Consider the following 23,491-nt stretch of genomic DNA (forward strand, 5'->3'; position numbering starts at 1 on the left):
GAAATCAGAGACAAACGGTCTAGGATCGGCTCATCGGGAGCAGAATGTCTCACCGGAGTGTGAGCGACCACAGTAGGGATGGACAGATGGCCGGCGGCACAGCGGACACGTATGAACTCGACGCGATCGACCGGCGCATCATCAAGGAACTCGTCGCCGACAGCCGCATCTCGATGCGGGCGCTGGCGGAGAAGGCGCACATCTCCCGCGCGCACGCCTACGTCCGCATCGAGCGGTTGCAAAAGGCGGGGATCATCGAAGGTTTCACCACCCGGATTTCGCACTCCAAGGCGGGACTCGGCTCGTCCGCGTTCATCGCCCTCTCGATCCGGCAGGACTCGTGGCGGGGGATCTCCACCCAGCTCCGGACACTGCCCTTCGTCGAGCACTTCTCGTTGCTGGGTGGCGATTTCGACGTTCTCGTCCTGGTGCGCGCACCGGACAACAGCGCACTGCGCCATGTCGTGCTCGAACGGTTGCAGAGCCTCGAGGGTGTGCAGTCGACGAAGACGTGGCTGATCTTCGAGGAGGCCAACGGGCCCGGACCGGAGTGGGTTCGTTGACGGGACGGATAGGATTCCGTCATGCGCAGCGACCTGATGAAGAACGCGGAACGCAGTGGTGAACCGGGCACCTTCGTGCTACAGAATCCCCGAATGCTCAAGGTGGACTTGGCCGGCACCAGCGGTCACTTCTTTGCCCGGCAAGGATCGATGGTCGCCTACCAGGGCGACGTCGACTTCGCCTACCAGGGCAGCGGCGGCGTCGGAAAGTTCTTCAAGAAGGCCTTCACCGGTGAGGGCATGTCGCTGATGAAGGTCTCCGGCAGCGGCGACGTGTTCCTCGCCCGCGACGCCGACGAGATCTTCCTGCTCGAACTCGAGGACGAGTCGGTGACCGTCAGCGGTTCCAACGTCCTCGCGTTCGACAGTTCCCTGACCTGGGACATCAACCGCGTCGAGGGCGCGTCGATGCTCAGCGGCGGACTGTTCAACACCACGTTCACCGGCCGCGGTGTCCTCGCCGTCACCATCTACGGCACACCCGTCGTCCTGAACGTGGACACCCCCACCTACGTCGACATGCAGAGTGCGGTGCTGTGGTCGACCGGTCTGCACTCGACGATCCGCAAGACCGCGAAGATGGGTGCCGCGATCGGCCGGGGTTCCGGTGAGGCATATCAGCTGTGCCTCACCGGAAACGGCATCGTCGTCGTCCAGGCCTCGGAGGGGCACCCGGTTCCCAAGCCGTAACCGCCGCGGCTGCACGGGTGCCCCGGTCACTCACCCTGCCCGGGTGCGGGCGAGGGCGCCGATCGCGACGTCGACGAGCAGGAACGCGAGGAGACTGACGCCGAGCAGCGGAACGAACCAGCCGACGAGGACGACGCAGGCGGCCCCGGCCACCGCCGCGGCCGGGTGGATTCGGCGCCAGGTGCCCCGCACCGGCGGCCTGCCCACCGCCCGGGTGGTGCCGCGGGTGGGCCTGCGGCGCCACCACAGGAGGTAGCCGCGGACGATCACGGCGAGCAACGCCACCGCGAGGGCGGCCAGGACCAGCTGGTTGAGCAGGCCGAACAGCAACCCCATGTGCAGGGCGATCCCCCAGGACGTCAGCTTCGCGGCGAGCGGCCAGTCACCGAATCGCGACACGTCCGTCACCGCGCCCGTCGCCCCGTCGACCGCGATCGAGTCGGTCGAGAACTGCCACGGTTCGCGGGTCTGCGTGACGGTGAACGCGGTGCCCGCGTCGGCGGGAACGGTCGCCTCGACGGCGCCGGTGACACCGCCCCGCCGGGCCACCTCGAGGACGGTGTCGAGTTCGCCCACGTTGCGGTCGAGGATTCCCGGATCCGACGCGGGGGTGTGCCCGGCGCCGTGCCCGCCGTGACCGCCCGATGCGGCGGCGCCGGCAGCGGGCGCCGAGTCCAGCTTCTTGTCGATCTTGGGGGTGGTCCAACTCAGGGCGGAGCGAAGTTCGCCGACGTTCTCGCCCGCGTACCGCGACCAGGTCAGGCCCGTGGCCGAGAGGAACACCAGGCCGACCGCGATCCAGATGCCGACCACGCCGTGCCAGCCGAGGGTGCGGTTGCGGCCGCGGCTCGACCGGTCGAGCGTCCACAGCCTGGCGGCGTCTGCGTTGCGGGCGCGGGTGGTGCGGTAGCGCTGCACCCACAGGTACACGCCACCGAGCGCGATGACCCACAGCCACGACGCGGCGAGCTCGCTGTAGAGGCGGCCGGGCTCGCCCAGGTGCAGGTGCCGGTGCAACTGCGAGATCCAGGTGCGCATCGGCAACGCCCCGCTGCTGCCGTAGACGACGAGCTCGCCCACCGACTCCGCGGTGACGGGATCGACGAAGACCGCGCGGCGCTCGGACTCTCCCAGGGTGGGATCGGTGAACATCACCTGCGTCGTGTCACCCGCTTCGGTCGCCGGGCGCACGGCGGCGACGGTGAGGTCCGGGCGAACCTGCTGCGCGGCCCGCACCTGTTCGGACATCGGCAGGTCCGGGCCGGTCGAGTCGACGTGCAGGTAGTCGCGGTAGACCAGCTGCTCGACCGACGGCGCGAGAGCGTAGAGGCCGCCGCTGACGGCGGCGATCACCAGGAACGGGGCCACCAGGATCCCAGCATAGAAGTGCAGGCGCAGGATCAGTGGCCGGAAAATGCGCGGCGGCGCGGAGACCTTCGACGCCGGGGAGGACGCGACCGGTGTGTCGCGTTCGAGGTCAGGGATGGACATGACGATCTCGCTTCGAATCGGGTGAGACGGGCACCCAGCGCCGTCGAGGCCGCGCACGTCAGGGGTGCGCTGGGCAACTCGAGGTCAGGGATGCACCGACTCAGGAAGGCGTCGGCACCGGGACCCGCCGGGGAGTCCGCTGGTGCCGCGTGAGGACACGCCGAACCGGCGACGACACGTCTGGTGTGCGCCGGGAAGGCAGTGAGAAAGGATTCGACTAGACGAGAGCAGGTGGTCCGCGGGTGCCGGCGCCCGCGGCGACCAGCAACCACAACGACAGCTTCGCGCGGTAGATCGGGGTCGCGGTCCAAGTGCCGGTATCGACCTGCAGCGGGGCGAGGACGGCGAGAACGATCCGCGACAACGCGGCCAATGCCCTGAGGCAAGCGCGTTCGGCGGACCGGACCAGCACCGCGGCCACCGCGATCGCGGCGAGGTGCGCGGCGATCATCGGGGTGGAAAGCCCCAGCCCATGGGAATGATCGGCGGCCAAGGCCAGCGTGGTGTGGCCGATCAACTGGCCCGCAGCGAGCACCGACAGCACGAACAACCATTCACGGGTGGCCACCCGGACAGCGGCGACCGACGCCCCGACCGCGGCACACGCCGCGAGAAGCAGCACCACCGAGCCATCGCTCGGGGGCATTCCGCCTCCACCGATGCCGTGGGCGGCGATGCTGACCGCGCCGGACAGTGAACCCACGACGGAGCCGCGCACCCGCGCGACCACCTCCAACCGTGAATTCACCCCGCGAGGGTACCGCTTCCGATGCCCGCCCCGGCCGCGGGGCGCAGACGCGCGAGGACGTCGGTCAGGGTGACGACACCGATCAGCTCACCGTTGTCGGTGACGATCGCGAGATGGCTGCGGGTCTCGCGCATGGTGCGCAGTGCGTCGTACACGGCGGCGTCCGCATCGAGGGTCAGCACCGGGCGCATGAGGTCGGCGGCCGTAACAACGGGACCGGCCCGCAGGCTGTCGCGAACGTGCACCACCCCCTTGATCCCGTCCTCGTCGCGCACGAGCAGTCGGAGGTGGCCGCTTCGATCCGCGACCGCCCTGATCGCAGCCGCAGACGCGTCCGGGGCGACGCTGCTGGGGGTGGTGTTCGGCCGCACCATGTCTCGCACGGCGAGCGATTGGAGTTCCAGGGCGCTGGTCAGTTGGCCGTGGTACCGCTCGTCGAGCGTGCCGACGGTCGCCGAGTGCTCGACGAGGTGCCGCAGCGCGTCGGGATCCTGCCCGGCCCCCACCTGGTCGACCGGTTCCACGCCGAACTTCCGCAGACACCGGTTGGCCATCCGGTTCAGCACCAGCAGCAGCGGGCGGGTGGCCCACATGAACCCGCGCATCGGGATCGCCAGCAGTGTCGCCGACTTCTCCGGGTGCGCGATCGCCCACGACTTCGGTGCCATCTCACCGACGACGAGATGCAGGAACGTGACGATGATCAGGGCGAGGATGAATCCGAGCACGTCCGCCAGCCACAGCGGGGCACCCCAACCTGCGAAGGCCGGGGTGAGCCAGTGATGCACGGCCGGCTTCGTGACGGCGCCGAGCGCGAGGGTGCAGACGGTGATGCCCAACTGGGATCCGGCCAGCAGCACGGACAACTCGGAGGCGCTGCGCAGAGCAGCGCGGGCGGCCCTGCTGGTGGGGGCAGCGTCCTCGAGCCGGTGGCGACGGGCAGCGATCAACGCGAATTCGATCGCCACGAAGAACGCGCTGGCCGCGATCAACCCGACGGTGACGAGCACGATGACCCACGGATTACTCATCGGTCGAGTCACTCTCCAGGACGCGGAGCCTCACGAACAGCGAGGACGGGACGTGCTTGTCGACTGCCCGCACCTCGGCGTCGAGGCTGCGGACGGGCGGGTCGGCGTCATTGATCAGGTCGGCCGGATCCGGGTTCAATCGGACCGCGACGACGTCACCGACGACGGGGAGACCGCCGGACTCGGCGATGACGGCACCCGCGAGCGTCTCGAAGTCACCGGGCGGCAGGTCGTGTCCGAGAATGCGCTCCACCTCGTCGATGTGCAGATCGCCGGGCATCGTCCAGCCTTCGGACTCCGAGCCCGTCACGGACGCGTCACCGTCGGGATCGTGCTCGTCGGCGATCTCACCGACGAGTTCCTCCGCGAGGTCCTCGATCGTGATGACGCCGGCGAATCCGCCGTACTCGTCGACGACGAGGGCCATTTCGTCTCGGGCGGCCGTCAGCTGTTCCAGCACGTCGGGCAGCGGCAGCGACGACGGCACGACGACGGCCGGACGGGCCCTGGACGCGGCCGGACCGTCGGACTGCTCGCCCAGCAGGTCGTGGAGGTGGATGACGCCGCGCAGATCGTCGGACGAACTCCCGACCACGGGGTAGCGGGTGTGGCCCGCACCCATCTTCTCGAGAACACTGCTCAGGGAATCGTGGGCCCGGACGGTGTCGACGTGGGCGCGCGGAATCATCGCGTGCCCGGCGGTGCGGGTGGGAAAGTCGAGGATCCGATCGAGCAGGGTCGACAGTTCCCGCGGCAGCTCACCGGCGTCGCGGGATTCGGCGACGATGTGTTCGAGGTCCCGCACGGTGGCCGAGTGTTCGACGTCGTGGACCGGCTCGATCCGCAGCGCGCGCAGCAGCAGGTTCGACGACTGGTCGAACAGCCAGATCAACCAGCCGAACAGTTTCAGGTAGACCGTCGTCGACAGCGCGAGCCGACGGGCCACCGGTTCCGGCCGGGCGATTGCCAGGTTCTTCGGGAAGAGCTCCCCGAAGAGCATCTGAACGAAGGTGGAGAACAGGACGGCGAGGACGGCGCCGACACCGATCCCGACCGCGGTGGGGATGCCGACGCCGCCGAGGAGCTCACCGAGGCCGCGTCCGATCAGGGGTTCGGCGACGTAACCGACGAGCAGGCCGGTGACGGTGATGCCCAGCTGGGCGCCGGAGAGCATGAACGAGGTGCGGCGAGTGACGCCGAGGGCGCGGGCGGCGCCCGAGTCTCCCGCCTCGGCCCGGGCTTTGAGCCGCGAGCGGTCGACCGACATGTACGCGAATTCCTGGGCGACGAAGTAGCCGGTCAGGGCGGTGATCAGTAATACGACGACGACGCCGAAGCCGATGCTCAGGACGGTCACCATGCGTTCACCCGCGCCCTGCATCCGGGACTGCGGTGATCACTTTGGGGCGGGCTGGGTCTTCGAGGGCGCGAAGCGCTGGTCATGGCTCTCTCTGTATTCGGGATATGAAACATTCATAGTAAAGGACTCTTTACTTTTGCGACCGGCGGGTGCGCAGAGTCACACCGTCGGTGTTACGACCGGATTTCCGGATTCGGGCCGCGGTGAGGGTTACGAAACCTGAGCTTGTTCCGCGCGTGACCATTCGGAAATCACCGAACCGTGTACTTGTTTCAGGTCGACGGAGTGCACAACGCACTCTTCCCACGCAGAGCGAACAGACATCGAAGTCTACGCCCGGGCCGTCACCCGCAGCATCTCATCAGCGCGTTCAGGCCCTTCGGGCGCCTCCGCCCCACGACCGACCAGGAGTCCCCTGTGACCGACATCGAGAACACCATCGCCGCGAACATCCAGAAGTCGCTCGGCGAGATTCCCCACCCGGCGCTGCCCAAGGGCAGCAACATCTACGGGTCGACGAAAATCTTCCCCGACTACAAGGCCGAGGACGGCGAGTCCTACTTCACGCTGGTGCACGGCATCGCGCACGAATCCTCCGTCAGCTTCGTCGCCGTCCTGCAGGCAACCCGCGCACTGCGCAAGGGTTTCGAGTCCGCGATCTACTTCTACGGTCCCGGAGCTCTCAACTGCCTTGCGACACGCGGCTTTCCGACCACCGGCGACAACGGGTTCCCGGGCGAGCAGAACATCAACGACGCACTCGCGACGTTCATCTCCGAAGGTGGAACCGTCTTCGCGTGCCGCTTCGGTCTCGCGCTGCACGGCGGCAGGGAAGAGGACCTGATCGAGGGCGTCGTGCCCGCACATCCCCTCGATGTGCAGGACGCCATCATCCACTACTCCCGCAAGGGCGCCATCATCAACTCCACCTACATGGTCTGAGGTGTGAACGATGAGCGATCTCTCGACACGAGTTGACGTAGCAGTACGTGGGATTCGGTCACTGAACGTCCCGGTCACCCGGACTTCCGGCGCCGGCCCCAGCGACGACGGTCACGTACTGATCGGCGGGATCGGCGGCGCCATCCCCATCCGGTCCGACAGCCCCTACGAAGTCAGCGGAAACCGCCTGCTGATGAACGGCACCGACATGGGGGTGGAGATCGAGCCGGTGCGCCGGCCCCGGTTCTACGACCTGGACACCGCCGACGGCATCTCCTACGAGAAGATCGCCCGGCTGCACGGGACGAACGTCCTCGCCACCACAGTCGTCCAGACCTGCATTCGATACGACCCCCAGCAGCGGTGCCGGTTCTGCTCGATCGAGGCATCACTGCAGTCCGGCTCGACCATCGCGGTGAAGAAGCCCGAACAACTCGCCGAGGTCGCCGAAGCCGCCGTCCGTCTCGACGGCGTCACGCAGATGATCATGACCACGGGCACGTCCGCGGCCAAGGATCGCGGTGCCCGTCACCTGGCGCGATGCGTCGCGGCCGTCAAGGCGGTGGCTCCGGATCTCGCCATCCAGGTGCAGTGCGAACCGCCCGGCGATCTCGGGACCATCACGGATCTCCGGAACGCGGGGGCCGATTCCATCGGCATCCACGTGGAGTCGTTGGACGAGGAGGTTCGGCGGCGCTGGATGCCGGGCAAGGCGACGGTGCCGCTGGACGAGTACCGGGCGGCGTGGCGGGAGGCGGTACGGGTCTTCGGACGGAATCAGGTGTCGACCTATCTGCTGGTCGGATTGGGCGAAGATCCCGACGAATTGGTCTCGGGCGCAGCCGAACTGATCGACATGGGTGTGTACCCGTTCGTCGTCCCGTTCCGGCCGCTCGCCGGCACGCTGGCCGTCGAGGACGGGGCGCAGGCGCCGTCGCCTGCCCTGCTCGCCGACGTCACCTCACGGGTGGCGAAGGAACTGCAGGCGGGCGGCATGCGCGGCGCCGACCAGAAGGCGGGCTGCGCGGCATGTGGGGCCTGCAGCGTCCTTCAGAACGCCGGAGGCTGACATGTGGGACCTACCGACCGCCGAGAGCACTCCTTCCGACTTCGCCGTCCTCACCGGGCCGTCGATTCAGGAGTCGCAGCAGAGCTTCCTCGTGCAACCCGCCACCGGTCGGGTGATGATCGAGGCATACCGGCGACTGCGGCGTGAGACGTTCGTCGTGGAACAGGGACTGTTCACCGCCAGCGACCGGGACGATGTCGACGACGATCCACGCACCGTGGTGCTCGTGGCGATCAGCACCACGGGCGAGGTGCTCGGCGGTGTTCGCCTCGCACCGATGACGGACGGCACCGACCTCGGGTGGTGGGCGGGAAGCCGACTCGTGGTGGGTCGAAACATCCGGAACAGCAGGGGAATCGGGAAGGCGCTCGTGCGCGCCGCCTGCGCCCACGCCGAATCCCGTGGTGTGTTGCGGTTCGACGCCACCGTGCAGAGCCGGAACGAGACGATGTTCGCACACCTGGGCTGGACGCGGATGGGTGACGTCACGCTGGCGGGCGCGCCGCACGTCCACATGACGTGGCCGATCGATCGCGTCGAGCGTCTGGTCCAGAGCACGAAGTCGTGTCTGGCCCACACCCTGGCCCCCTTCGGCACGAACGGTGATGCGCTCGGCGGCAGCGGGTTCCGCGGCGACGACGGCGCACCGGTTCCGGGGAGCGACCTGATCGCGGCGTGCGACGCCATCCTGCCCGCCATGGTTCAGCGCGATCCCGAGTGGGCCGGATGGTGCGCCGCCCTCGTCAACCTCAACGACCTGTCGGCGATGGGTGCCGTCCCGGTCGGGATGCTCGACTCCGTCGGAGCACCGAACACGTCGATCCTGGCGAAGGTGATCCGTGGGCTCAGCCGGGCTGCGGAAGCGTGGGACGTACCGGTACTGGGCGGCCACACCCAGCTCGGTGTTCCCGCGGCGCTGTCGGTGACGGCGCTCGGACGCACCGCGGATCCGGTGCCCGCGGGTGGTGGCCGGATCGGCGACGAGCTCACGCTGACGGCTGACCTCGACGGGCAGTGGCGACCGGGATACACCGGACAACAGTGGGATTCGACGTCCCACCGCAGCCGGGGCGCGTTGCGGGACATGGCCTCGTTCGTCGCCCGCACCCGTCCCGCCGCGGCAAAAGACATCAGCATGGCGGGGATCGCGGGCACTACCGGGATGCTCGCCGAGGCGAGCGGACTCGGCGCCGTCCTCGACGTCGCATCGGTCCCCCGGCCACCTGTTGCGACGGCGGGTGACTGGATGACCTGCTTCCCCGGGTTCGCGATGATCACCGCCGATCGGCGGGGTAGCGCGGTGGCGCCCGCCGGGCCGGCCACCTCGGCCGTCTGCGGGGAATTGACATTTGAGCCGGGGGTCAGCCTTCGCTGGCCCGACGGCGTAACGACACGCGTGGTGCACTCCACGGTCACAGGATTGGGAAGAGCATGACTGACATCGGAATCTCCGTCGCGGCAGCCGAGTTCGGCCGCGACATGGAACAGGCGTATCGCACGATCGGTGAACTGATCGAGCAGGCGCGGGCAGCCGGGAGTTCGCTCCTCGTGCTTCCGGAGGCCTGCCTGGGCGGTTACCTGCCCAGCCTGGGCGGAGGCGACGAAACCGAGGAGCAGCGGCAGCGTCGGCTCCGCAGCCTCCCGCCCGCACTGGAATTGGATGGGCCCGAGATCCGGCGAGTCGTCGACATGGCCGGCGACCTGGTGATCACCCTCGGATTCTGCGAAGCCGACGGCGCCGACCGGTACAACGCCGCGGTGACAGTGCACGGCGACGGGATACTCGGCTCGTACCGCAAGGTGCACCAGCCGCTGGGGGAGAACCTCTGCTACCGCGCCGGCGACAAGTACGAAGCGTTCGACACACCGGTCGGACGGATGGGCATGCAGATCTGTTACGACAAGGCGTTTCCCGAGGCCGCGCGGACGCTCGCCCTCGACGGCGCGGAAATCATCACGTCGCTGTCGGCATGGCCCACCGCCCGCACCAACCGCGTCGAGAATCCCGAAGACGACCGGTGGAAGCAGAGATTCGACATCTACGACCGCGCGCGGGCCACGGAGAATCAGGTGGTCTGGGTGGCGTCGAATCAGGCGGGAACGTTCGGGTCGCTCCGGTTCGTGTGCAGCGCGAAGATCGTCGGCCCGGGCGGCGAAATCCTCGCCACCACAGGCGTGGAACCCGGCCTCGCCTCGGCCACGCTGAATGTGCAGGCCGAACTGGACGCGATTCGCAGCGGCGGAATGTACAACCTCCGGGACCGCCGGCCGGAACTGTACGGCGACGTCGTCGCGGACAACCGGGTCAGCGGCACCCGACTCGACGCGTCGGCGCGACCGTCGTTCCTCCGCACCACAACAGCCGAACTGGAGCCCGTCGATGCCTGAGATGACGTTCACGGTGCGGTGGCCGGACGGACGCACCCAGTCCTGCTACTCGCCGTCGCTGGTCATGCACGACCACCTGGTGGCCGGTGAGGACTACACGGTCGCCGAATTCCTCACACGCACCACGACGGCGCTCACCGAGGCCAGCGAGCGAGTCCGTGCCAAGTTCGGGATGTACTGCACGTCCGCGTCCGAGCAGATGCAGGAACTCGAACGCGCCGGCCGCACCCTCGACCCCCAATCCCTCGTCCGGGTCCTCGAGATGAACCCGGCTTCACTCCCCGGAGAGTCGTGATGACCGAACAACACACAGTCGTCGTGATCGGCGGCGGCCAGGCGGGCCTGTCGATCAGCTGGCATCTGGTGCAGCTTGGAATCGACCACGTGGTGCTCGAACGAGAGTCGATCGCCCACGAGTGGCGCGACAGTCGCTGGGACAGCTTCACTCTCGTCACTCCGAACTGGCAGTGCACCCTTCCTGGATACACCTACTCGGGCGGCGATCCCGACGGGTTCATGAACCGCGAGCAGACCTACCAGTTCGTGCGCGGGTACGCCGACACCTTCGATCCTCCTGTGCGCGAAGGGGTCGCGGTGGTCGCGGTGCGGCAGTCGGGTTCCGGAGGGTTCGACGTGGACACGACGGAAGGCCCGATGCACGCCGACCACGTCGTGGTCGCGGTCGGCGGATACCACACTCCGGTCGTTCCCCGGTTCGCCGAACGGCTTCCCGCCGACATCACGCAATTGCACTCGTCGCAGTACCGGAGCGCCGGCGCGCTGCCCGCGGGCGAGGTTCTCGTCGTGGGCAACGGCCAGTCCGGCGCCCAGATCGCGGAGGATCTTCACCTCGCGGGTCGCACCGTCCACCTCGTCACCGGTGGTGCGCCGCGGGTCGCGCGGTTCTATCGCGGCCGGGACTGCGTGGCCTGGCTGCACGACATGGGTACCTACGACGTTTCCATCGCCGATCACCCAGGTGGTCTGGGCAAGCGGGAGAACACCAACCACTACGTCACGGGCCGGGACGGTGGCCGGGACATCGACCTCCGTGCCTTCGCACTCGCGGGAATGCGTCTGTACGGGCGGCTGCTCGACGTCGTCGACGGAACCCTGCGGTTCGCGCCCACCCTCGAGTCGTCGCTGGATGCCGCGGACGCCGTGAGTGAGAGCATCAAGGATTCCATCGACGCCTACATCGACCGCGCAGGAATCGATGCGCCGCGCGAGGAACGGTACGTGCCGGTCTGGCGTCCCGAACGTGAGGTCACCGAGTTGGAACTGCCGACGTCGGGCATCACGTCGGTGGTGTGGTCCATCGGTTTCCGGACCGACTACCGGTGGCTCCACGCGGGCGTCTTCGACGGTGAGGGCCATCCCACCCACAACCGCGGCGTCACCGCTGTGCCCGGGCTGTACTTCCTCGGCCTTCCGTGGCAGCACACGTGGGGTTCGGGACGGTTCGCGGGAGTGGCGCGGGACGCGGAGTATCTGGCGGATCGCATCGAACTCGAAGCGGGTGTGTTGCCGGCGACGGCGACACTAGCCTGACGCCTATGGTGACGACACGGTTGGCAGCGTTGGCGGGGCACTTCGGCCGCGACATCGATCGCGCGCTCCTGAAGTTGCAGGCGCTGATCGAGAGTGCCGCGAACGACGGCGTGGACCTGCTGGTCCTGCCCGACGCCTGCCTCGGCGGCTACATCTCGGATCTCCGGCGGCCGGACACGGAGGAACTCCCGCCCGCGCTCGCCGCGGACAGCCCGGAGCTGAAGGCCGTCGCGAAGATGGCGGGCCGCATGACGGTCTGCCTCGGGTATACGGAACTGTGCGACGGGGTGCGCTACAACGCCGCCGCCTGCGTGACCGGCGACGGGGTGCTGGGCAGTCACCGCAAGGTGCATCAACCGGCCGGGGAATCCCTGGCGTACGCCGCGGGTGACTCCTTCACCGCCTTCGACACACCGGTGGGCCGCATCGGGATGCTGATCGACTACGACAAGACGTTCCCGGAATCCGCCCGCACCCTCGCGCTCGACGGCGCGCGGATCATCGCCGCGTTGTCCGCGTGGCCGGCCAGCATCACGGACCGGGCGGCGCGCATGACCCAGGACCGGCAATCACGCCTGTTCGATCTCTACGACTCGGCCCGGGCCGCCGAGAACCAGGTGGTCCTCGTGTCGTCCAACCAGACCGGAATCCAGGGTGGACTGCGATTCCTCGGTCAGGCCAAGGTGGTGGGCCCGGGCGGCGACGTGCTCGCGCGGACGGGGACGAAGGGCGGGCTCGCCGTCGCCGAACTCGACGTCGACTACGAGGTCAACCGGGCCAGGAAGGTGCTGCGGCACCTGGAGGAACGCCGCATCGACACCTACCGGAGACTGCTGGACCGAGGAGAACACTGACGTGCGGATCGCGCTACTGACCTATTCGACCAAACCGCGCGGGGGAGTCGTGCACACCCTGGCGTTGGCGGAGGCCCTCGCCCGGCAGGGCGCGGACGTGACGGTCTGGACCCTGGGCAGGCACGGCGACGCCGCCTTCTTCCGTCCGGTCGACCCGACTGTCGCTGTACAGGTGGTGCCGTTCGCACACGTCGACGACGAGACCGTCGGTGAGCGGATCCTCCGATCCATCGAGACGATGCGCGCCGCCTTCACACCGGAGGCCTACGACATCGTCCACGCGCAGGACTGCATCAGTGCCAACGCCGTGGGACGGTGCGCGCGAACCATCCACCATCTCGACCAGTTCACGACGCCCGCGCTCGCCGCCTGCCACGAGCGCGCCATCGTGGATCCGTACGCGCGGATCTGCGTGTCCGCTGCCGTCGCCGCGGAGGTCTCCGCCGGGTGGGGTCTCGAGTGCGCCGTCATTCCGAACGGTGTGGACGCCGCCCGATTCGAGGAAGCCCGCGAGGACGCCGACCGCCGCCGCAGGTGGGCCGGCGAATTGGGCGACTACGTGTTGGCGGTCGGTGGTATCGAACCGCGCAAGGGCAGCATCGACCTGGTGGAGGCGTACGCACTGCTCGTGAAGGAGCGACCCGAACTGCGGCTGGTGTTCGCCGGCGGCGAGACCCTGTTCGACTACCGGGGGTACCGGGCCGAGTTCGACCGACGGGCCGCAGAGCTGGGTGTCACGCCGACCATCCTCGGAACGATCGACGACGCCGAACTCCCCTCGCTGGTGGCCCAGGCGCGCTCGTTCGCCTTCCTCTCCACCAAGGAAGGATTCGGGCTGGCCGCGATGGAAGCCCTGGCGGCAGGCGTTCCCGTCGTCGCACGTGACCTGCCGGTCCTCCGGGAGGTCTTTCGCGGGACAGTCCGGTACGCGTCCACCCACGAGGAGATGGCACGCGCCCTGACCGAACCTGCCGACGGCTCCTCCCTCGACGCGGGGCGCGCCTTCGCTCGCTCACATCGATGGGACGACGTCGCGCAGAAACACCTCGAGTTCTACCGAGAGGTCGCGGTGCACCGCTGACTCAGTCGGCGCTCTTGATGGTCTTCATCGTGATCAACGAGGTGACCCGCGAGACCGCGGGGAGCCCGCTGAGTTTGGTAGCCATGAAGTTCTCGTACGTCGCGAGGTCGCGGACCGCCACCCGGATGAAGTAGTCGGGGATCCCGAACAGCCTCCGGCATTCGATCACCTCGTCGAAGGCGGCGACCCGCGACTCGAACTGCTCGATGGTCGCCTGGTCGTTCACCCCGATCTCGGCGGTGACGATCACCTGGAAACCCCGATCGAGCGCTTCCTGGCTGACGATGGCGCGGTAGCCGGTGATGACTCCGTCCGCCTCGAGCTTCTTGACCCGGCGCAGGCACGGGGAGGGAGTGAGACCCACGAGATCCGCCAATTCCGTGTTGGTCAGACTGGAGTCGTTCCGCAGGTGGTCGAGAATTGCGTGATCGATATCGTCCATTGAACTATTATTGCGCAGAGTGCGCCGAATGGGCATTCTCCCGCAATCGTACACCTGGATAGTTGCTATAGATTTGCGTGGTGATCGATCCAGTTACCCTCTCGACGACCGCCGTCGTCGACCCCGACCCCCGGCAGTCCCCGGAGTGGCGTCGCGCCCTGCAGGCGTCCCTCCCCGTCGGAATCGGGCTGGTCCCGCTGGGGATCGCCCTCGGGGTGCTCGTCGTCCAGCAGGGGCTCAACCCGTGGTGGGCGATGGTCTTCACGTCGCTGATCTACGCCGGTTCCCTCGAATTCATCGCGGTCGGCATGGTGGCCGCGATGACGCCGCTCCCGTACATCGCGCTGACCGCGTTGCTGGTGAACTTCCGGCACGTGTTCTACGCCTTGAGCTTTCCCCTCGACAGGGTGAAGGGCCGCCTTGCCCGCTTCTACAGCATGTTCGCGCTGACCGACGAGGCCTACGCCATGACGGTCACCGGCGACCGGAAGTCGATGTCCGGGCGGGTCATCGTGTACTCGCAGGTGTATCTCCACGCGTACTGGATCGGTGGAGCGATGCTCGGAGCGACCGCGGCGCAATGGATCCCGGAGAACATCGTCGGCCTCGACTTCGCACTGACCGCGCTGTTCGTCGTGTTGTCCATCGAAGCCATCCGGGCCCAGCGCGGTTTCGCGGTTCCCTCGATGGCCGTGATGTGTGCGCTGATCGCGCGACTGGTCGACCCCGAACACATGCTGCCGATAGCGATGGGCGCCTTCGTGGGCCTGCTCGTCATCCGCTACCTCGTCACCCGGCGAAAGGTGCGCACCGATGCCTGACCCCGGTTACGTCCTCGCGGCCATCGCGATCATGGCGATCGTCACGTTCGCCCTGCGCGCCGTCCCCTTCGCGATCGTCATGCCGTTGCGCTCGTCCGCACTCGTCGGCTACCTCGGTGTCTACCTGCCCGCCGGGATCATGCTGATCCTGGTGGCGTACTCCCTGAAGAGCGTGTCCGTCACCGCCCCGTCGCACGGGATCCCCGAACTGATCGCGGTGGGGGCGACGGCCGCGGTGCACCTGTGGCGCAAGAATGCGGTGCTCTCGATCGTCCTCGGAACCGGGCTCTACGTCGTCCTCATGAACTGGGTATTCGCCTGAGCCCGGCGCGCCTCACGTTTACGACGCAACCACACGGGTAGGCAGGAACCACAAGACAGTCGGCCGTTTCTCGGGAAGGACGCACTGATGAGTGAACAAGATGCACGCTCGGTGACCGGTGTTCGGGACAAGGACTACAACCTGATTTGGTTCGTCGAAGCGTCACTGAGCAACGCGCTGCGTCTCGAGGGCTACATCTCGGATGCCGACATGGACGGCGACGCCGAGTTGGCCGACTTCTTCCGCCGCGCCCAGGCCGTCAGCCGAAAGGGTGGCGATCTGGGCAAGGCCATGCTGGCCGCCCGCCTGAAGAAAGAACAGTAGGTCCACCGCAGAACGAAAACCGCCGGCACCAAATGGTGCCGGCGGCTTCTGCGACGGTGCCGTCATATCGCCTCTCGGCAAGTGGTCGCTCTCGGCGACAATTTTAATTTGGTACCCGGGGTATGTCCGACACCGTCGACGGATTCAACAGTACCGTCCTCGGAGATATTCCGCCGCTCCGGCGTCACACTTCGTCGTCAGCCGTCGGATGCGCGATCGCGAGCAGCGCCGGCGCACCTCGGCCCGGCCAGGTGCCCTCGAGGGTGTGCGAGCCGACGGGCGCAACCCGATCCGGATCGATCACGCGGAACACCCGCACGCCGATCTGGTCCGTCGTGATGACGGTGGCCGTTCCCTCATTCACACAGGTCACAGCATCGATGACCGGTACCGGCGAGCCCACCGAGCCGGAACCCGACACTCTGGTGGTCACCTCTCGGCGCTCGCCGGGTGTGGCGAACTGGAGTTCCGCCTCGGTCCCTCCCGTCAGGATCGCCGTCGCGAGCGCACCGGCGTACACCGGGTCGGCGCACGCGTCGTAGACCCAGCGCTCACCCAGCACGGAATGTTGCATCGTGGTGATCAACGACGCCTCCGCACCGGCCATCGGGGCACCGCGATAGGTCACCGGCACCTGCACGACCCGCCCGTCCGCCGTCCGGACCAGGTGGGTTTCGATGCCGACCTCCCCGGCCGGATCGTCGAAGCGGTACGCACCGACGACCTCGACGGACGACGCGTCGGCGGACCCGATCCAGGGCTGGCGCGGAACCCAGTCACCGAGCATCTCGGCCTTGGACGGGGACAGCTGAGCGTGATGGATGAGAGCCACGCGGGCGACGGTACCGCGTCACCCAGTGCCGCGACGACAGCGCCGATCAGGATCGGGACGCCGCAGTGAGCTTGGCGATGTCGGCGGCGTAGACGGTCATCCACTGCGGATGCAGCCGGTAGTAGACAACGTCGTTATCCCAGTCGAAGAAGTCTTCGCCGTAGAAGCCCTTGAAGTAGGCGAGCAGGTCCGGCCAGTCCGCGGCCGGCTCGCCCTCCTCGGGGTTGAGGATCTCCACCGTGCCGTGCGTGAACACACCCAGGTCCTCACCGCGCAGGTGCGCAGCACTGACGGCGGGCCGGGCGGCGAGGTGGCGGGCCTTGGCGGCGCCCCGCGCCGTGCCGAAGTGCCACTTCCCGTGCAGGAAGTGCCCGTCCACACCGCTGATGCGCGGTTCGCCCTTGGCTGTGACGGTGGACAGGGCGAGGGTGCACATGCCGGTGACGACCTGGGTGAGCTGCTCCGCGGTCAGGGTGCTCCCGGTGTTGATGATCGAACGCAGATGTGCGGTGGAGCGGGACAGGGAGGCGTCGAGGAGGGTTTGGAGCTCGTCGAGCTCTTCTCGTGTTTCGCGCATGGAGGTCCTTGTCTGCGTCGATGTCGATCCGGGGTCCGGTCCACGTCCACCATCGGCGCCGAACGGTGCAACCATGCTCGCACCGAGACCCTGACAACCTGTGTCAGGTTTCGCTCACATCACCGGGACGGAGGAGATTCGGGCTGCGTCAACGTGGCGGTCAGGCCCGCGAGGAGGATGTCGACGCCGCGTTCGAGTTCGGCGGCCCCGTCGTAAGACGCCAGAACCGGTGCCAGGCCCCGGATCATTGGGAACTCGCCGATCGGCAGGCGGTGAAGGCCGAGGCGCAGAAGGTCGTCGGACTCGTCGGGACGCTCGACGAGCTCCTGCAGTTCATTGAGGACGTGGCCGTAGAGGAAGCCGAACAATGCCCGATAGACGTGCAAGGCATCGGCGTCGGTGAACCCCGCCTTGGTGAGCAGGGTCAGGATGTCCTCGAGCGGACGCAGGGTGCCGAGCGGCCTGAGCCCGAGCGGCGTGGACAGCGGCCTCGTGACCAGTAGCGGGACCACCTGAGGATGGGTGAGGGCCAATCGGCGAAAGCCCCGCGCGACCTCCCGCAGCTGCGTGGCCCAGTCGCCGTCGTCGGTGTCGACCTCGAGTTCTTCGAGGACACGCTCGGCGACCCCGTCGAGCAACGCGGCCTTGTTCGGCGCGTGGCGGTACAGGGTCATCGGGTCGCGGCCGAGTGCTTTACCGAGGCGGCGCATGGACAGCCCGTCGATGCCGTCACGGTCGATGATCTCGAGCGCGCACGCGAGTATCCGCTCACGGGTGATCGGGCCACCGTCGGAGTGGATCGATCGACGCTCGGGCATCTTCGCCATCACGGCACCTTCCCTCCCTTCTAACTGTAGGCCTAAACCGTAGATCTACAGTGTTGACATGCGAGGAAATCCGGCGTTGACTTAGTGGTGCAACGTGGGCCGCACAGGAGGCCGTCATGATCGTCCGAGATCGTCGGAGTCGCAAGCGTGTTGAACTCCAGCGGTGACACACACCCCGCTGACGAACGACCATTGGTCCGCGCCCGCCGCGCAACCGAGAAACGAGAAACACCGCCATGAGTATCGGGAAAAAGCTTCGCCACAAAGCTGAAACCGCCGAAGGCTCCGCCAAGAAGACCGTCGGGAAGGCGCTCGGAAACGAGCGCATGGAAGCCGAGGGACGCGCGCAGGAAGCCAAGGGCAAAGCCAAGCAAGCCGGCGACCAGATCAAGCAGGCAGGGCAGAAGATCAAGAAAATATTCACCCGCTGACCCTCCACACCAGTCCAAACCTCGACCCCCGTCCCGAAATCAGGCCCCATCATGATCATTCTCGGAATCATCCTCGCCATAGTCGGCTTGGTCCTCAACGTCCCGGTACTCCTTTACATCGGGATAGCGCTCATCATCATCGGAGTGGTGCTCGAGGTCATGGGCATGGCCGGGCATGCGGTCGCGGGCCGACGCCACTACTACTGACGCACAGCCGGTCCGGGGTGGGTCCGGAATCTGGAGTAGACCATGGCGATATCCGACATCCAGGAATATGCGCACCTCTCAGCGGAGGACGTCGAGGCGCTCAGCACCGAACTCGACGCGATCAGGCGGGATATCACCGATTCACTCGGTGAGCGCGATGCCACCTACATCCGCCGCACAATCGCCTTCCAGCGCGGGCTGGATGCCGCTGCGCGGCTGGTGATTCACGCAAGCCGGACGCGCGTCGGATGGGCACTCGGGACCACGGCTCTCGCCGTGGCCAAGAGTGTGGAGAACATGGAGATCGGGCACAACGTGTCCCACGGCCAGTGGGACTGGATGAACGACCCGGAAATCCACTCCAGCACCTGGGAGTGGGACATGGCGGGCCTGTCGTCCCAGTGGCAGTACTCCCACAACTATCGCCACCACGTGTTCAGCAACGTGATCGGGATGGACGACGACCTCGGATTCGGCGTCATCCGCATCACCCGCGACCAGCCGTGGAAACCGGACAACCTTCTGCAACCGCTGCGGAACCTGTTGCTGGCGGCCACGTTCGAATGGGGTATCGCCCTGCACGGGCTGTATTCCGAACAGGAGCGCGCAGGCACCGCCGCCGAGAAGTCCGGCCACACCCGAGCACTGATCGGCAAGATAGCCCGGCAGACCGGCAAGGATTACGTACTCTTTCCCGCCCTCGGCGGGCGGCGGTGGCGACGGACGCTGAAGGCGAACCTCGCCGCCAACCTACTGCGAAACCTGTGGGCCTACGTCGTGATCTTCTGCGGACACTTCCCGGACGGCGCAGAGAAGTTCACCCCCGCCGAACTGGAAAACGAGACCCGGGCGGAATGGTATCTACGTCAGATGCTCGGCACCGCCAACTTCCGAGCCGGCGCGGTGCTGGCCTTCCTCAGCGGCAACCTCTGCTACCAGATCGAGCACCACCTGTTCCCCGACCTCCCCAGCAACCGCTACCCGGAAATCGCGACACGGGTCCGCGCACTGTGCGAGAAGTACGATCTGCCCTACACCACGGGTTCGCTTGCCAAGCAATATCTTTTGACCCTGCGCACCATCCACAAGTTGGCCCTCCCGGACCGGTTTCTGTCCGCCACCGCCGACGATGCTCCCGAGACCGCGTCCGAACTGAAATTCCGCACAGCATCCACCACGCCCACCGACGGAGCCACCGGACGTCGAACGGGCCTCCGCACCGCCCTGCGCGCGCACCAGCGTTGACTCCGCGGGCATTTCGCCGTCATGAACGGAATCGACCGAGTCGGGGTGGTCGAAGATACCGGCGGTCCTTCTCCGTCGTGCCGCCCCAGACGCCGAATTGCTCACCGGTGATCAATGCGTGATTTCGGCACTCGGTCAGCACCGGGCAGGGCTCGCAGACATGCTTTGCGGCTCGTTCTCGCCGAATGCGTGCACCCTGCCCTTCGCCCTCGCACGGGAAGAAGAGCTCTGTGTCCATGGACCGGCAACGCGCGTGCATCCGCCAATCCCAGTCCGACGCGGAGGGCGCGATCGGCTGGAGTTCGATCCTGTGCTGAGACATCCTGCTCGCCTCTTTCGTGAGAAACGGTGTTCGCTCGACGCGAGGTCGTGGTGACCGCTCGGACCACTTCCGTCCCTTCGGTATGTGAAGGGTCTGTACATACGGCCATTAGATCGGTCGATGCCTCTCATCGGATTCTGCGCGCTCGACCAGCAGAGATGGTACCGATCAGGACTAGATCGTGGCACCGAATGCGCGCCGATGTCAACGCGAAGGCTTGACTCGGAAGTACAAATTGGAGAATATGGCCGTACAAATGTTGTGCGAGTGCGAGGTGGAGTGATGGGCAAGCTGAACGAGGAAGAGGCGTACCTGGTCGAGACGGTGCGCGCCTTCGTCGACCGCGACGTGAAGCCGACGGTGCAGGCGGTGGAGCACGCCAACGAGTACCCCGAGAAGTGGATCGAGCAGATGAAGCAGATCGGGATCTACGGTCTGGCGGTCCCGGAGGAGTACGGCGGATCTCCGGTGTCGATGCCCTGTTACGCGCAGGTGACCCAGGAACTGGCCCGCGGGTGGATGAGCCTGGCCGGGGCGATGGGTGGGCACACCGTCGTGGCGAAGCTGCTGTCGCTGTACGGCACCGAGGAGCAGAAGCGGCAGTATCTGCCGAAGTTGGCGACCGGCGAGATCCGGGCCACGATGGCGCTGACCGAGCCCGGCGGCGGGTCGGATCTGCAGGCGATGTCCACCAACGCCAAGATCGACGGCGACGATCTGGTGATCTCCGGGTCGAAGACGTGGATCTCCAACGCCCGCCGGTCCGGGCTGATCGCGCTGCTGTGCAAGACCGATCCGGCCGCGTCCCCCAAGCACAAGGGGATTTCGATCGTCCTGGTCGAGCACGGTCCCGGCCTGACGGTGTCGCGGGATCTGCCCAAGCTCGGCTACAAGGGCGTCGAGACGTGTGAGCTGTCGTTCGACAACTACCGGATCTCGTCGGACGCGGTCCTGGGTGGCACCCCGGGCAAGGGGTTCGCGCAGATGATGAAGGGCCTCGAGACCGGCCGCATCCAGGTGGCCTGCCGGGCCCTGGGTGTGGCGACGGCGGCGCTCGAGGACTCTTTGGCGTACGCGCAGCAGCGGGAGAGCTTCGGCAAGCCGATCTGGAAGCATCAGTCGATCGGCAACTACCTGGCGGACATGGCGACCAAGCTGACCGCGGCCCGGCAGCTGACCTGGCACGCGGCCGAGCAGTACGACAGCGGTGACCGGTGCGACATGGAGGCCGGGATGGCGAAGCTGTACGCGTCCGAGGTGGCGATGGACATCGCCCTGAACGCGGTGCGCATCCACGGCGGCTACGGCTATTCCACCGAGTACGACGTCGAGCGGTACTTCCGGGACGCCCCGTTGATGATCGTCGGCGAGGGCACCAACGAGATCCAACGCAACGTCATCGTCTCGCAACTCGTATCGCGCGGAGGGCTCTGATTCGCGCGCGACTAGTTGTCCGGCTTCCAGTGAGCGGACGGCCACTCACCGTGCTCGACGGCGTCGCGCATCTGGCGGACGAGCAGATCGGCCACCGCGTGCACGGCAGGCGGGATCCGGGGGGCGCTCGGTAACGCGAGCACGACGGTGCGTTCGACCGCCGGGGAATGGAGCGGCGCCGCACTGAGAACGCCGCCGGCGACATCACCGGCAACGGCGATGCCCGGCAGGATCGTCCAGCCGTGACCGGCTCGCACGAGTCTCTTCTGGATGCTCACCTCGTTGGTCTCGACGACGATGTTCAGACCGATGTCGAGTCTCGCGCACGCCTCCGCTACCAACGTCCGAATTCCGTGGGGCGCACTGGGCATCACGACCGGGTGGGTCGCCACTTCCTCGAGGGTGACCGGTCCTCCGGTGTCGAGCCCGCCGTCGGCCGGGGCAACCGCCCACAGGTTTTCGGCGAGCAATGCTCGCACGTTGAGCGAAGACGTGGATTTCAGGTTGTAGAGCAGGCCGAGGTCGATGTCACCGGCATCGAGCCACTGCCGCACGTGTCCGGCGTACCCGGACACTATTCGCAACCGGACCGCCGGATGTTTCTGCAACACGGCCGCGACGAGTCGTTCGGCGAGCAGTTCGGAGGTGGAGGAAAGAAGCCCGACCGTCACGATCCCTTGCAGCACTCCCGGATTCGGGCGGATCTCGGCGCGCGCCCGCTCGAGTTCGGACAGCACCCTCCGGGCGCGCTCGAGCATGAGCCGGCCGGAGTCCGTCAATTCCATTCCCGCACGGCTGCGTTCGAACAGGGGAACACCCAGTTCCTGTTCGAGCGTGTGAATTTGGCGTGTCACCGCCGGCTGAACCAAGTGGAGTAGCCCGGCTGCGCGGGTCACGCTCCCGGCGTCCGCCACCGCAACGAGTGCGGTCAACTGCTTGACGTCCACCGGACGACCACCTTCCCGAGCTACTCGCCGTCCCGCACCATCAGCAGGCGATATGCAAGAGCGACATCGATCACAACGAAGAATAGCAATGGTCAAACAGACGAGAAAGCCGGCTGCCATGAGCCAGGAGGGCATGTCAGCGGCGAAGGTCGGCATCGCCATGCCCGGGTCCGGTAACTAACGCGCCTCGACCCCACTCGCGGACGCAGGCTTACCTTTCGGCGAGGAAGCCGATCGCCGCGGCGCCCGCGGCAGTGCGCTCCTCTTCGAAGTACGCGTGCCGTGCGCCCGGGAGCAAGTGCACGCGGGAGTTCGGGATCCGTTCGGCGAGCAGGGGTGCGTTGTCGGCCGGGGACAGAAGGTCGTCGGTCCCGTGCAGGACGAGGGTCGGTGCACTGATCGACGGCAGCGCATCCCACGCGTCATGACCGTTGCTGGCCCGCAAGTGGGCGAGCTTGGCCCGCGCGGGCATGCCCGGGTCCCCGAGGGTGTTGTAGGGTCCGGGATTTCGACTGAGCCACTCAGGCGTGTACATCAACTCCAGCAGGGCGCGGCGCGACCGGTCGGGGTCGGATTGCGCCAGGCTCGCGCGGACTTCCCGGCTGCGCTCCACCGCGTGCGTTCCGCCTGGTGAGGTGCAGCCGAGGATCAGGGCGCGGGCACGCTCCGGGTGACGCACGGCGACCCATTGCGCCACCCGGCCTCCCATCGACGTGCCGTAGACGTGCGCCCTCCCGACGCCGAGGGAGTCCAGCACGCTGATCACGTCGTCGGCGAACAGTATTGTGCTGTAGGCGGTCTCGGGCTTGTCGCTTGCTCCGGTGCCGCGGTAGTCCACTGTGATGGCGCGGAAGTGCGTGTCGAAGTCCGCGCGAACACGATCCCACCAGTGGTGGTTGTTGGCCTGACCGGCGAGCAGCAGCAGCGGCGGTCCTTCGCCGCTGACCTGGTACGCGATTCGAGTTCCATCGGACGCCACTGCGTGGGGCACT

General features: G+C 67.2%; 28 protein-coding genes. 17 read left to right on the top strand and 11 right to left on the bottom strand.

All coding sequences use genetic code 11. From position 1 onward, the window contains the following. Positions 1-86 precede the first annotated feature (86 nt). Positions 87-563, top strand: a complete 477-nt coding sequence (locus PSR88_RS16945) for an Lrp/AsnC family transcriptional regulator (protein ID WP_029538936.1) — start codon at positions 87-89, stop codon at positions 561-563. Positions 564-584: 21 nt separating this feature from the next. After that, positions 585-1,253 (top strand): AIM24 family protein, encoded by a 669-nt coding sequence (locus PSR88_RS16950; RefSeq protein ID WP_011595972.1) that lies wholly within the window; start codon positions 585-587, stop codon positions 1,251-1,253. A gap of 30 nt (positions 1,254-1,283) precedes the next feature. Here the strand turns inward: PSR88_RS16950 and PSR88_RS16955 are convergent, their stop codons facing one another. The 4 genes from PSR88_RS16955 to PSR88_RS16970 all read right to left on the bottom strand — a co-directional run bounded on the left by PSR88_RS16955 (position 1,284) and on the right by PSR88_RS16970 (position 5,883). Continuing rightward, complete coding sequence (locus PSR88_RS16955) at positions 1,284-2,744, bottom strand: PepSY-associated TM helix domain-containing protein (protein ID WP_011595973.1); 1,461 nt, start codon at positions 2,742-2,744, stop codon at positions 1,284-1,286. A gap of 217 nt (positions 2,745-2,961) precedes the next feature. Then, positions 2,962-3,492, bottom strand: a complete 531-nt coding sequence (locus PSR88_RS16960) for a hypothetical protein (protein ID WP_016881915.1) — start codon at positions 3,490-3,492, stop codon at positions 2,962-2,964. Further along, entirely contained in the window at positions 3,489-4,523 is a 1,035-nt protein-coding gene (locus PSR88_RS16965; protein WP_011595975.1) for a hemolysin family protein, read from the bottom strand. The genes PSR88_RS16960 and PSR88_RS16965 overlap by 4 nt, the downstream gene beginning before the upstream one ends. Then, positions 4,516-5,883 (bottom strand): hemolysin family protein, encoded by a 1,368-nt coding sequence (locus PSR88_RS16970; protein WP_029538931.1) that lies wholly within the window; start codon positions 5,881-5,883, stop codon positions 4,516-4,518. Before PSR88_RS16970 ends, PSR88_RS16965 begins: the two co-directional genes overlap by 8 nt. Positions 5,884-6,300: 417 nt before the next feature. Here PSR88_RS16970 and PSR88_RS16975 point away from each other — a divergent pair, with 417 nt between their 5' ends. The 8 genes from PSR88_RS16975 to PSR88_RS17010 are packed head-to-tail and all read left to right on the top strand — an operon-like array spanning position 6,301 to position 13,768. Continuing rightward, positions 6,301-6,825: an MSMEG_0572/Sll0783 family nitrogen starvation response protein gene (locus PSR88_RS16975; protein ID WP_009476287.1), complete on the top strand. Its 525-nt coding sequence runs from the start codon at positions 6,301-6,303 to the stop codon at positions 6,823-6,825. 10 nt (positions 6,826-6,835) lie between these two features. After that, positions 6,836-7,894 (top strand): MSMEG_0568 family radical SAM protein, encoded by a 1,059-nt coding sequence (locus tag PSR88_RS16980; protein WP_016881913.1) that lies wholly within the window; start codon positions 6,836-6,838, stop codon positions 7,892-7,894. A gap of 1 nt (position 7,895) precedes the next feature. After that, positions 7,896-9,329 carry an MSMEG_0567/sll0787 family protein gene (locus tag PSR88_RS16985; RefSeq protein WP_016881912.1) on the top strand — a complete coding sequence of 478 codons (1,434 nt, stop codon included), beginning with the start codon at positions 7,896-7,898 and terminating at the stop codon, positions 9,327-9,329. Then, positions 9,326-10,282 (top strand): carbon-nitrogen hydrolase family protein, encoded by a 957-nt coding sequence (locus tag PSR88_RS16990; protein WP_011595980.1) that lies wholly within the window; start codon positions 9,326-9,328, stop codon positions 10,280-10,282. Before PSR88_RS16985 ends, PSR88_RS16990 begins: the two co-directional genes overlap by 4 nt. Continuing rightward, a complete protein-coding gene (locus PSR88_RS16995; RefSeq protein ID WP_009476291.1) occupies positions 10,275-10,577 on the top strand; it encodes an MSMEG_0570 family nitrogen starvation response protein in 303 nt (100 codons plus the stop codon). The genes PSR88_RS16990 and PSR88_RS16995 overlap by 8 nt, the downstream gene beginning before the upstream one ends. Then, a complete protein-coding gene (locus PSR88_RS17000) occupies positions 10,577-11,833 on the top strand; it encodes an MSMEG_0569 family flavin-dependent oxidoreductase (RefSeq protein WP_016881911.1) in 1,257 nt (418 codons plus the stop codon). The genes PSR88_RS16995 and PSR88_RS17000 overlap by 1 nt, the downstream gene beginning before the upstream one ends. Before the next feature lie 5 nt (positions 11,834-11,838). Then, positions 11,839-12,687 (top strand): carbon-nitrogen hydrolase family protein, encoded by an 849-nt coding sequence (locus tag PSR88_RS17005; RefSeq protein WP_011595982.1) that lies wholly within the window; start codon positions 11,839-11,841, stop codon positions 12,685-12,687. 1 nt (position 12,688) lies between these two features. Beyond that, on the top strand, positions 12,689-13,768 hold the full coding sequence (locus tag PSR88_RS17010) for an MSMEG_0565 family glycosyltransferase (protein ID WP_016881910.1): 1,080 nt from the start codon (positions 12,689-12,691) through the stop codon (positions 13,766-13,768). Position 13,769: 1 nt separating this feature from the next. Here PSR88_RS17010 and PSR88_RS17015 read toward each other — a convergent pair whose 3' ends face one another. After that, entirely contained in the window at positions 13,770-14,210 is a 441-nt protein-coding gene (locus tag PSR88_RS17015; protein WP_005254660.1) for an Lrp/AsnC family transcriptional regulator, read from the bottom strand. A gap of 77 nt (positions 14,211-14,287) precedes the next feature. Between PSR88_RS17015 and PSR88_RS17020 the strand changes: the two genes are divergently transcribed. From PSR88_RS17020 to PSR88_RS17030, 3 genes are all read left to right on the top strand, one after another. Continuing rightward, the gene (locus PSR88_RS17020; protein ID WP_011595985.1) at positions 14,288-15,031 is read left to right on the top strand and encodes an AzlC family ABC transporter permease; all 744 of its coding nucleotides are present in this window, start codon (positions 14,288-14,290) and stop codon (positions 15,029-15,031) included. Next, positions 15,024-15,353: a branched-chain amino acid transporter permease gene (locus PSR88_RS17025; RefSeq protein WP_016881909.1), complete on the top strand. Its 330-nt coding sequence runs from the start codon at positions 15,024-15,026 to the stop codon at positions 15,351-15,353. Before PSR88_RS17020 ends, PSR88_RS17025 begins: the two co-directional genes overlap by 8 nt. A gap of 87 nt (positions 15,354-15,440) precedes the next feature. Next, positions 15,441-15,677, top strand: a complete 237-nt coding sequence (locus PSR88_RS17030) for a hypothetical protein (protein WP_005254663.1) — start codon at positions 15,441-15,443, stop codon at positions 15,675-15,677. A gap of 184 nt (positions 15,678-15,861) precedes the next feature. On the opposite strand, the gene PSR88_RS17035 is transcribed toward PSR88_RS17030, so the two are convergent. From PSR88_RS17035 to PSR88_RS17045, 3 genes are all read right to left on the bottom strand, one after another. Next, a complete protein-coding gene (locus tag PSR88_RS17035; RefSeq protein ID WP_016881908.1) occupies positions 15,862-16,509 on the bottom strand; it encodes a CG0192-related protein in 648 nt (215 codons plus the stop codon). Positions 16,510-16,555: 46 nt separating this feature from the next. Then, a complete protein-coding gene (locus PSR88_RS17040; RefSeq protein ID WP_011595987.1) occupies positions 16,556-17,086 on the bottom strand; it encodes a pyridoxamine 5'-phosphate oxidase family protein in 531 nt (176 codons plus the stop codon). A gap of 119 nt (positions 17,087-17,205) precedes the next feature. Further along, positions 17,206-17,913 carry a TetR/AcrR family transcriptional regulator C-terminal domain-containing protein gene (locus PSR88_RS17045; RefSeq protein WP_016881907.1) on the bottom strand — a complete coding sequence of 236 codons (708 nt, stop codon included), beginning with the start codon at positions 17,911-17,913 and terminating at the stop codon, positions 17,206-17,208. A gap of 236 nt (positions 17,914-18,149) precedes the next feature. Here PSR88_RS17045 and PSR88_RS17050 point away from each other — a divergent pair, with 236 nt between their 5' ends. Genes PSR88_RS17050 through PSR88_RS17060 form a run of 3 tightly spaced genes read left to right on the top strand, consistent with a single transcriptional unit; the run spans position 18,150 to position 19,796 of the window. Beyond that, entirely contained in the window at positions 18,150-18,344 is a 195-nt protein-coding gene (locus tag PSR88_RS17050; RefSeq protein ID WP_011595989.1) for a CsbD family protein, read from the top strand. 51 nt (positions 18,345-18,395) lie between these two features. After that, positions 18,396-18,551 carry a DUF6131 family protein gene (locus PSR88_RS17055; protein ID WP_016881906.1) on the top strand — a complete coding sequence of 52 codons (156 nt, stop codon included), beginning with the start codon at positions 18,396-18,398 and terminating at the stop codon, positions 18,549-18,551. Between the two features lie 42 nt (positions 18,552-18,593). After that, positions 18,594-19,796, top strand: a complete 1,203-nt coding sequence (locus PSR88_RS17060) for a fatty acid desaturase family protein (protein WP_016881905.1) — start codon at positions 18,594-18,596, stop codon at positions 19,794-19,796. Positions 19,797-19,815: 19 nt separating this feature from the next. Here the strand turns inward: PSR88_RS17060 and PSR88_RS17065 are convergent, their stop codons facing one another. Continuing rightward, entirely contained in the window at positions 19,816-20,118 is a 303-nt protein-coding gene (locus PSR88_RS17065) for a WhiB family transcriptional regulator (protein WP_011595991.1), read from the bottom strand. A 282-nt stretch (positions 20,119-20,400) separates the two neighbouring features. Between PSR88_RS17065 and PSR88_RS17070 the strand changes: the two genes are divergently transcribed. Next, complete coding sequence (locus PSR88_RS17070) at positions 20,401-21,552, top strand: acyl-CoA dehydrogenase family protein (RefSeq protein WP_016882257.1); 1,152 nt, start codon at positions 20,401-20,403, stop codon at positions 21,550-21,552. 11 nt (positions 21,553-21,563) lie between these two features. Here the strand turns inward: PSR88_RS17070 and PSR88_RS17075 are convergent, their stop codons facing one another. After that, complete coding sequence (locus tag PSR88_RS17075; RefSeq protein WP_016881903.1) at positions 21,564-22,499, bottom strand: LysR substrate-binding domain-containing protein; 936 nt, start codon at positions 22,497-22,499, stop codon at positions 21,564-21,566. Between the two features lie 211 nt (positions 22,500-22,710). After that, complete coding sequence (locus PSR88_RS17080; RefSeq protein WP_029538926.1) at positions 22,711-23,490, bottom strand: alpha/beta fold hydrolase; 780 nt, start codon at positions 23,488-23,490, stop codon at positions 22,711-22,713. Between the last annotated feature and the right edge of the window lies 1 nt (position 23,491).

The sequence above is a fragment of the Rhodococcus sp. DK176 genome (assembly GCF_038447315.2).
GTDB classification, from domain to species: domain Bacteria; phylum Actinomycetota; class Actinomycetes; order Mycobacteriales; family Mycobacteriaceae; genus Rhodococcus_F; species Rhodococcus_F jostii_A.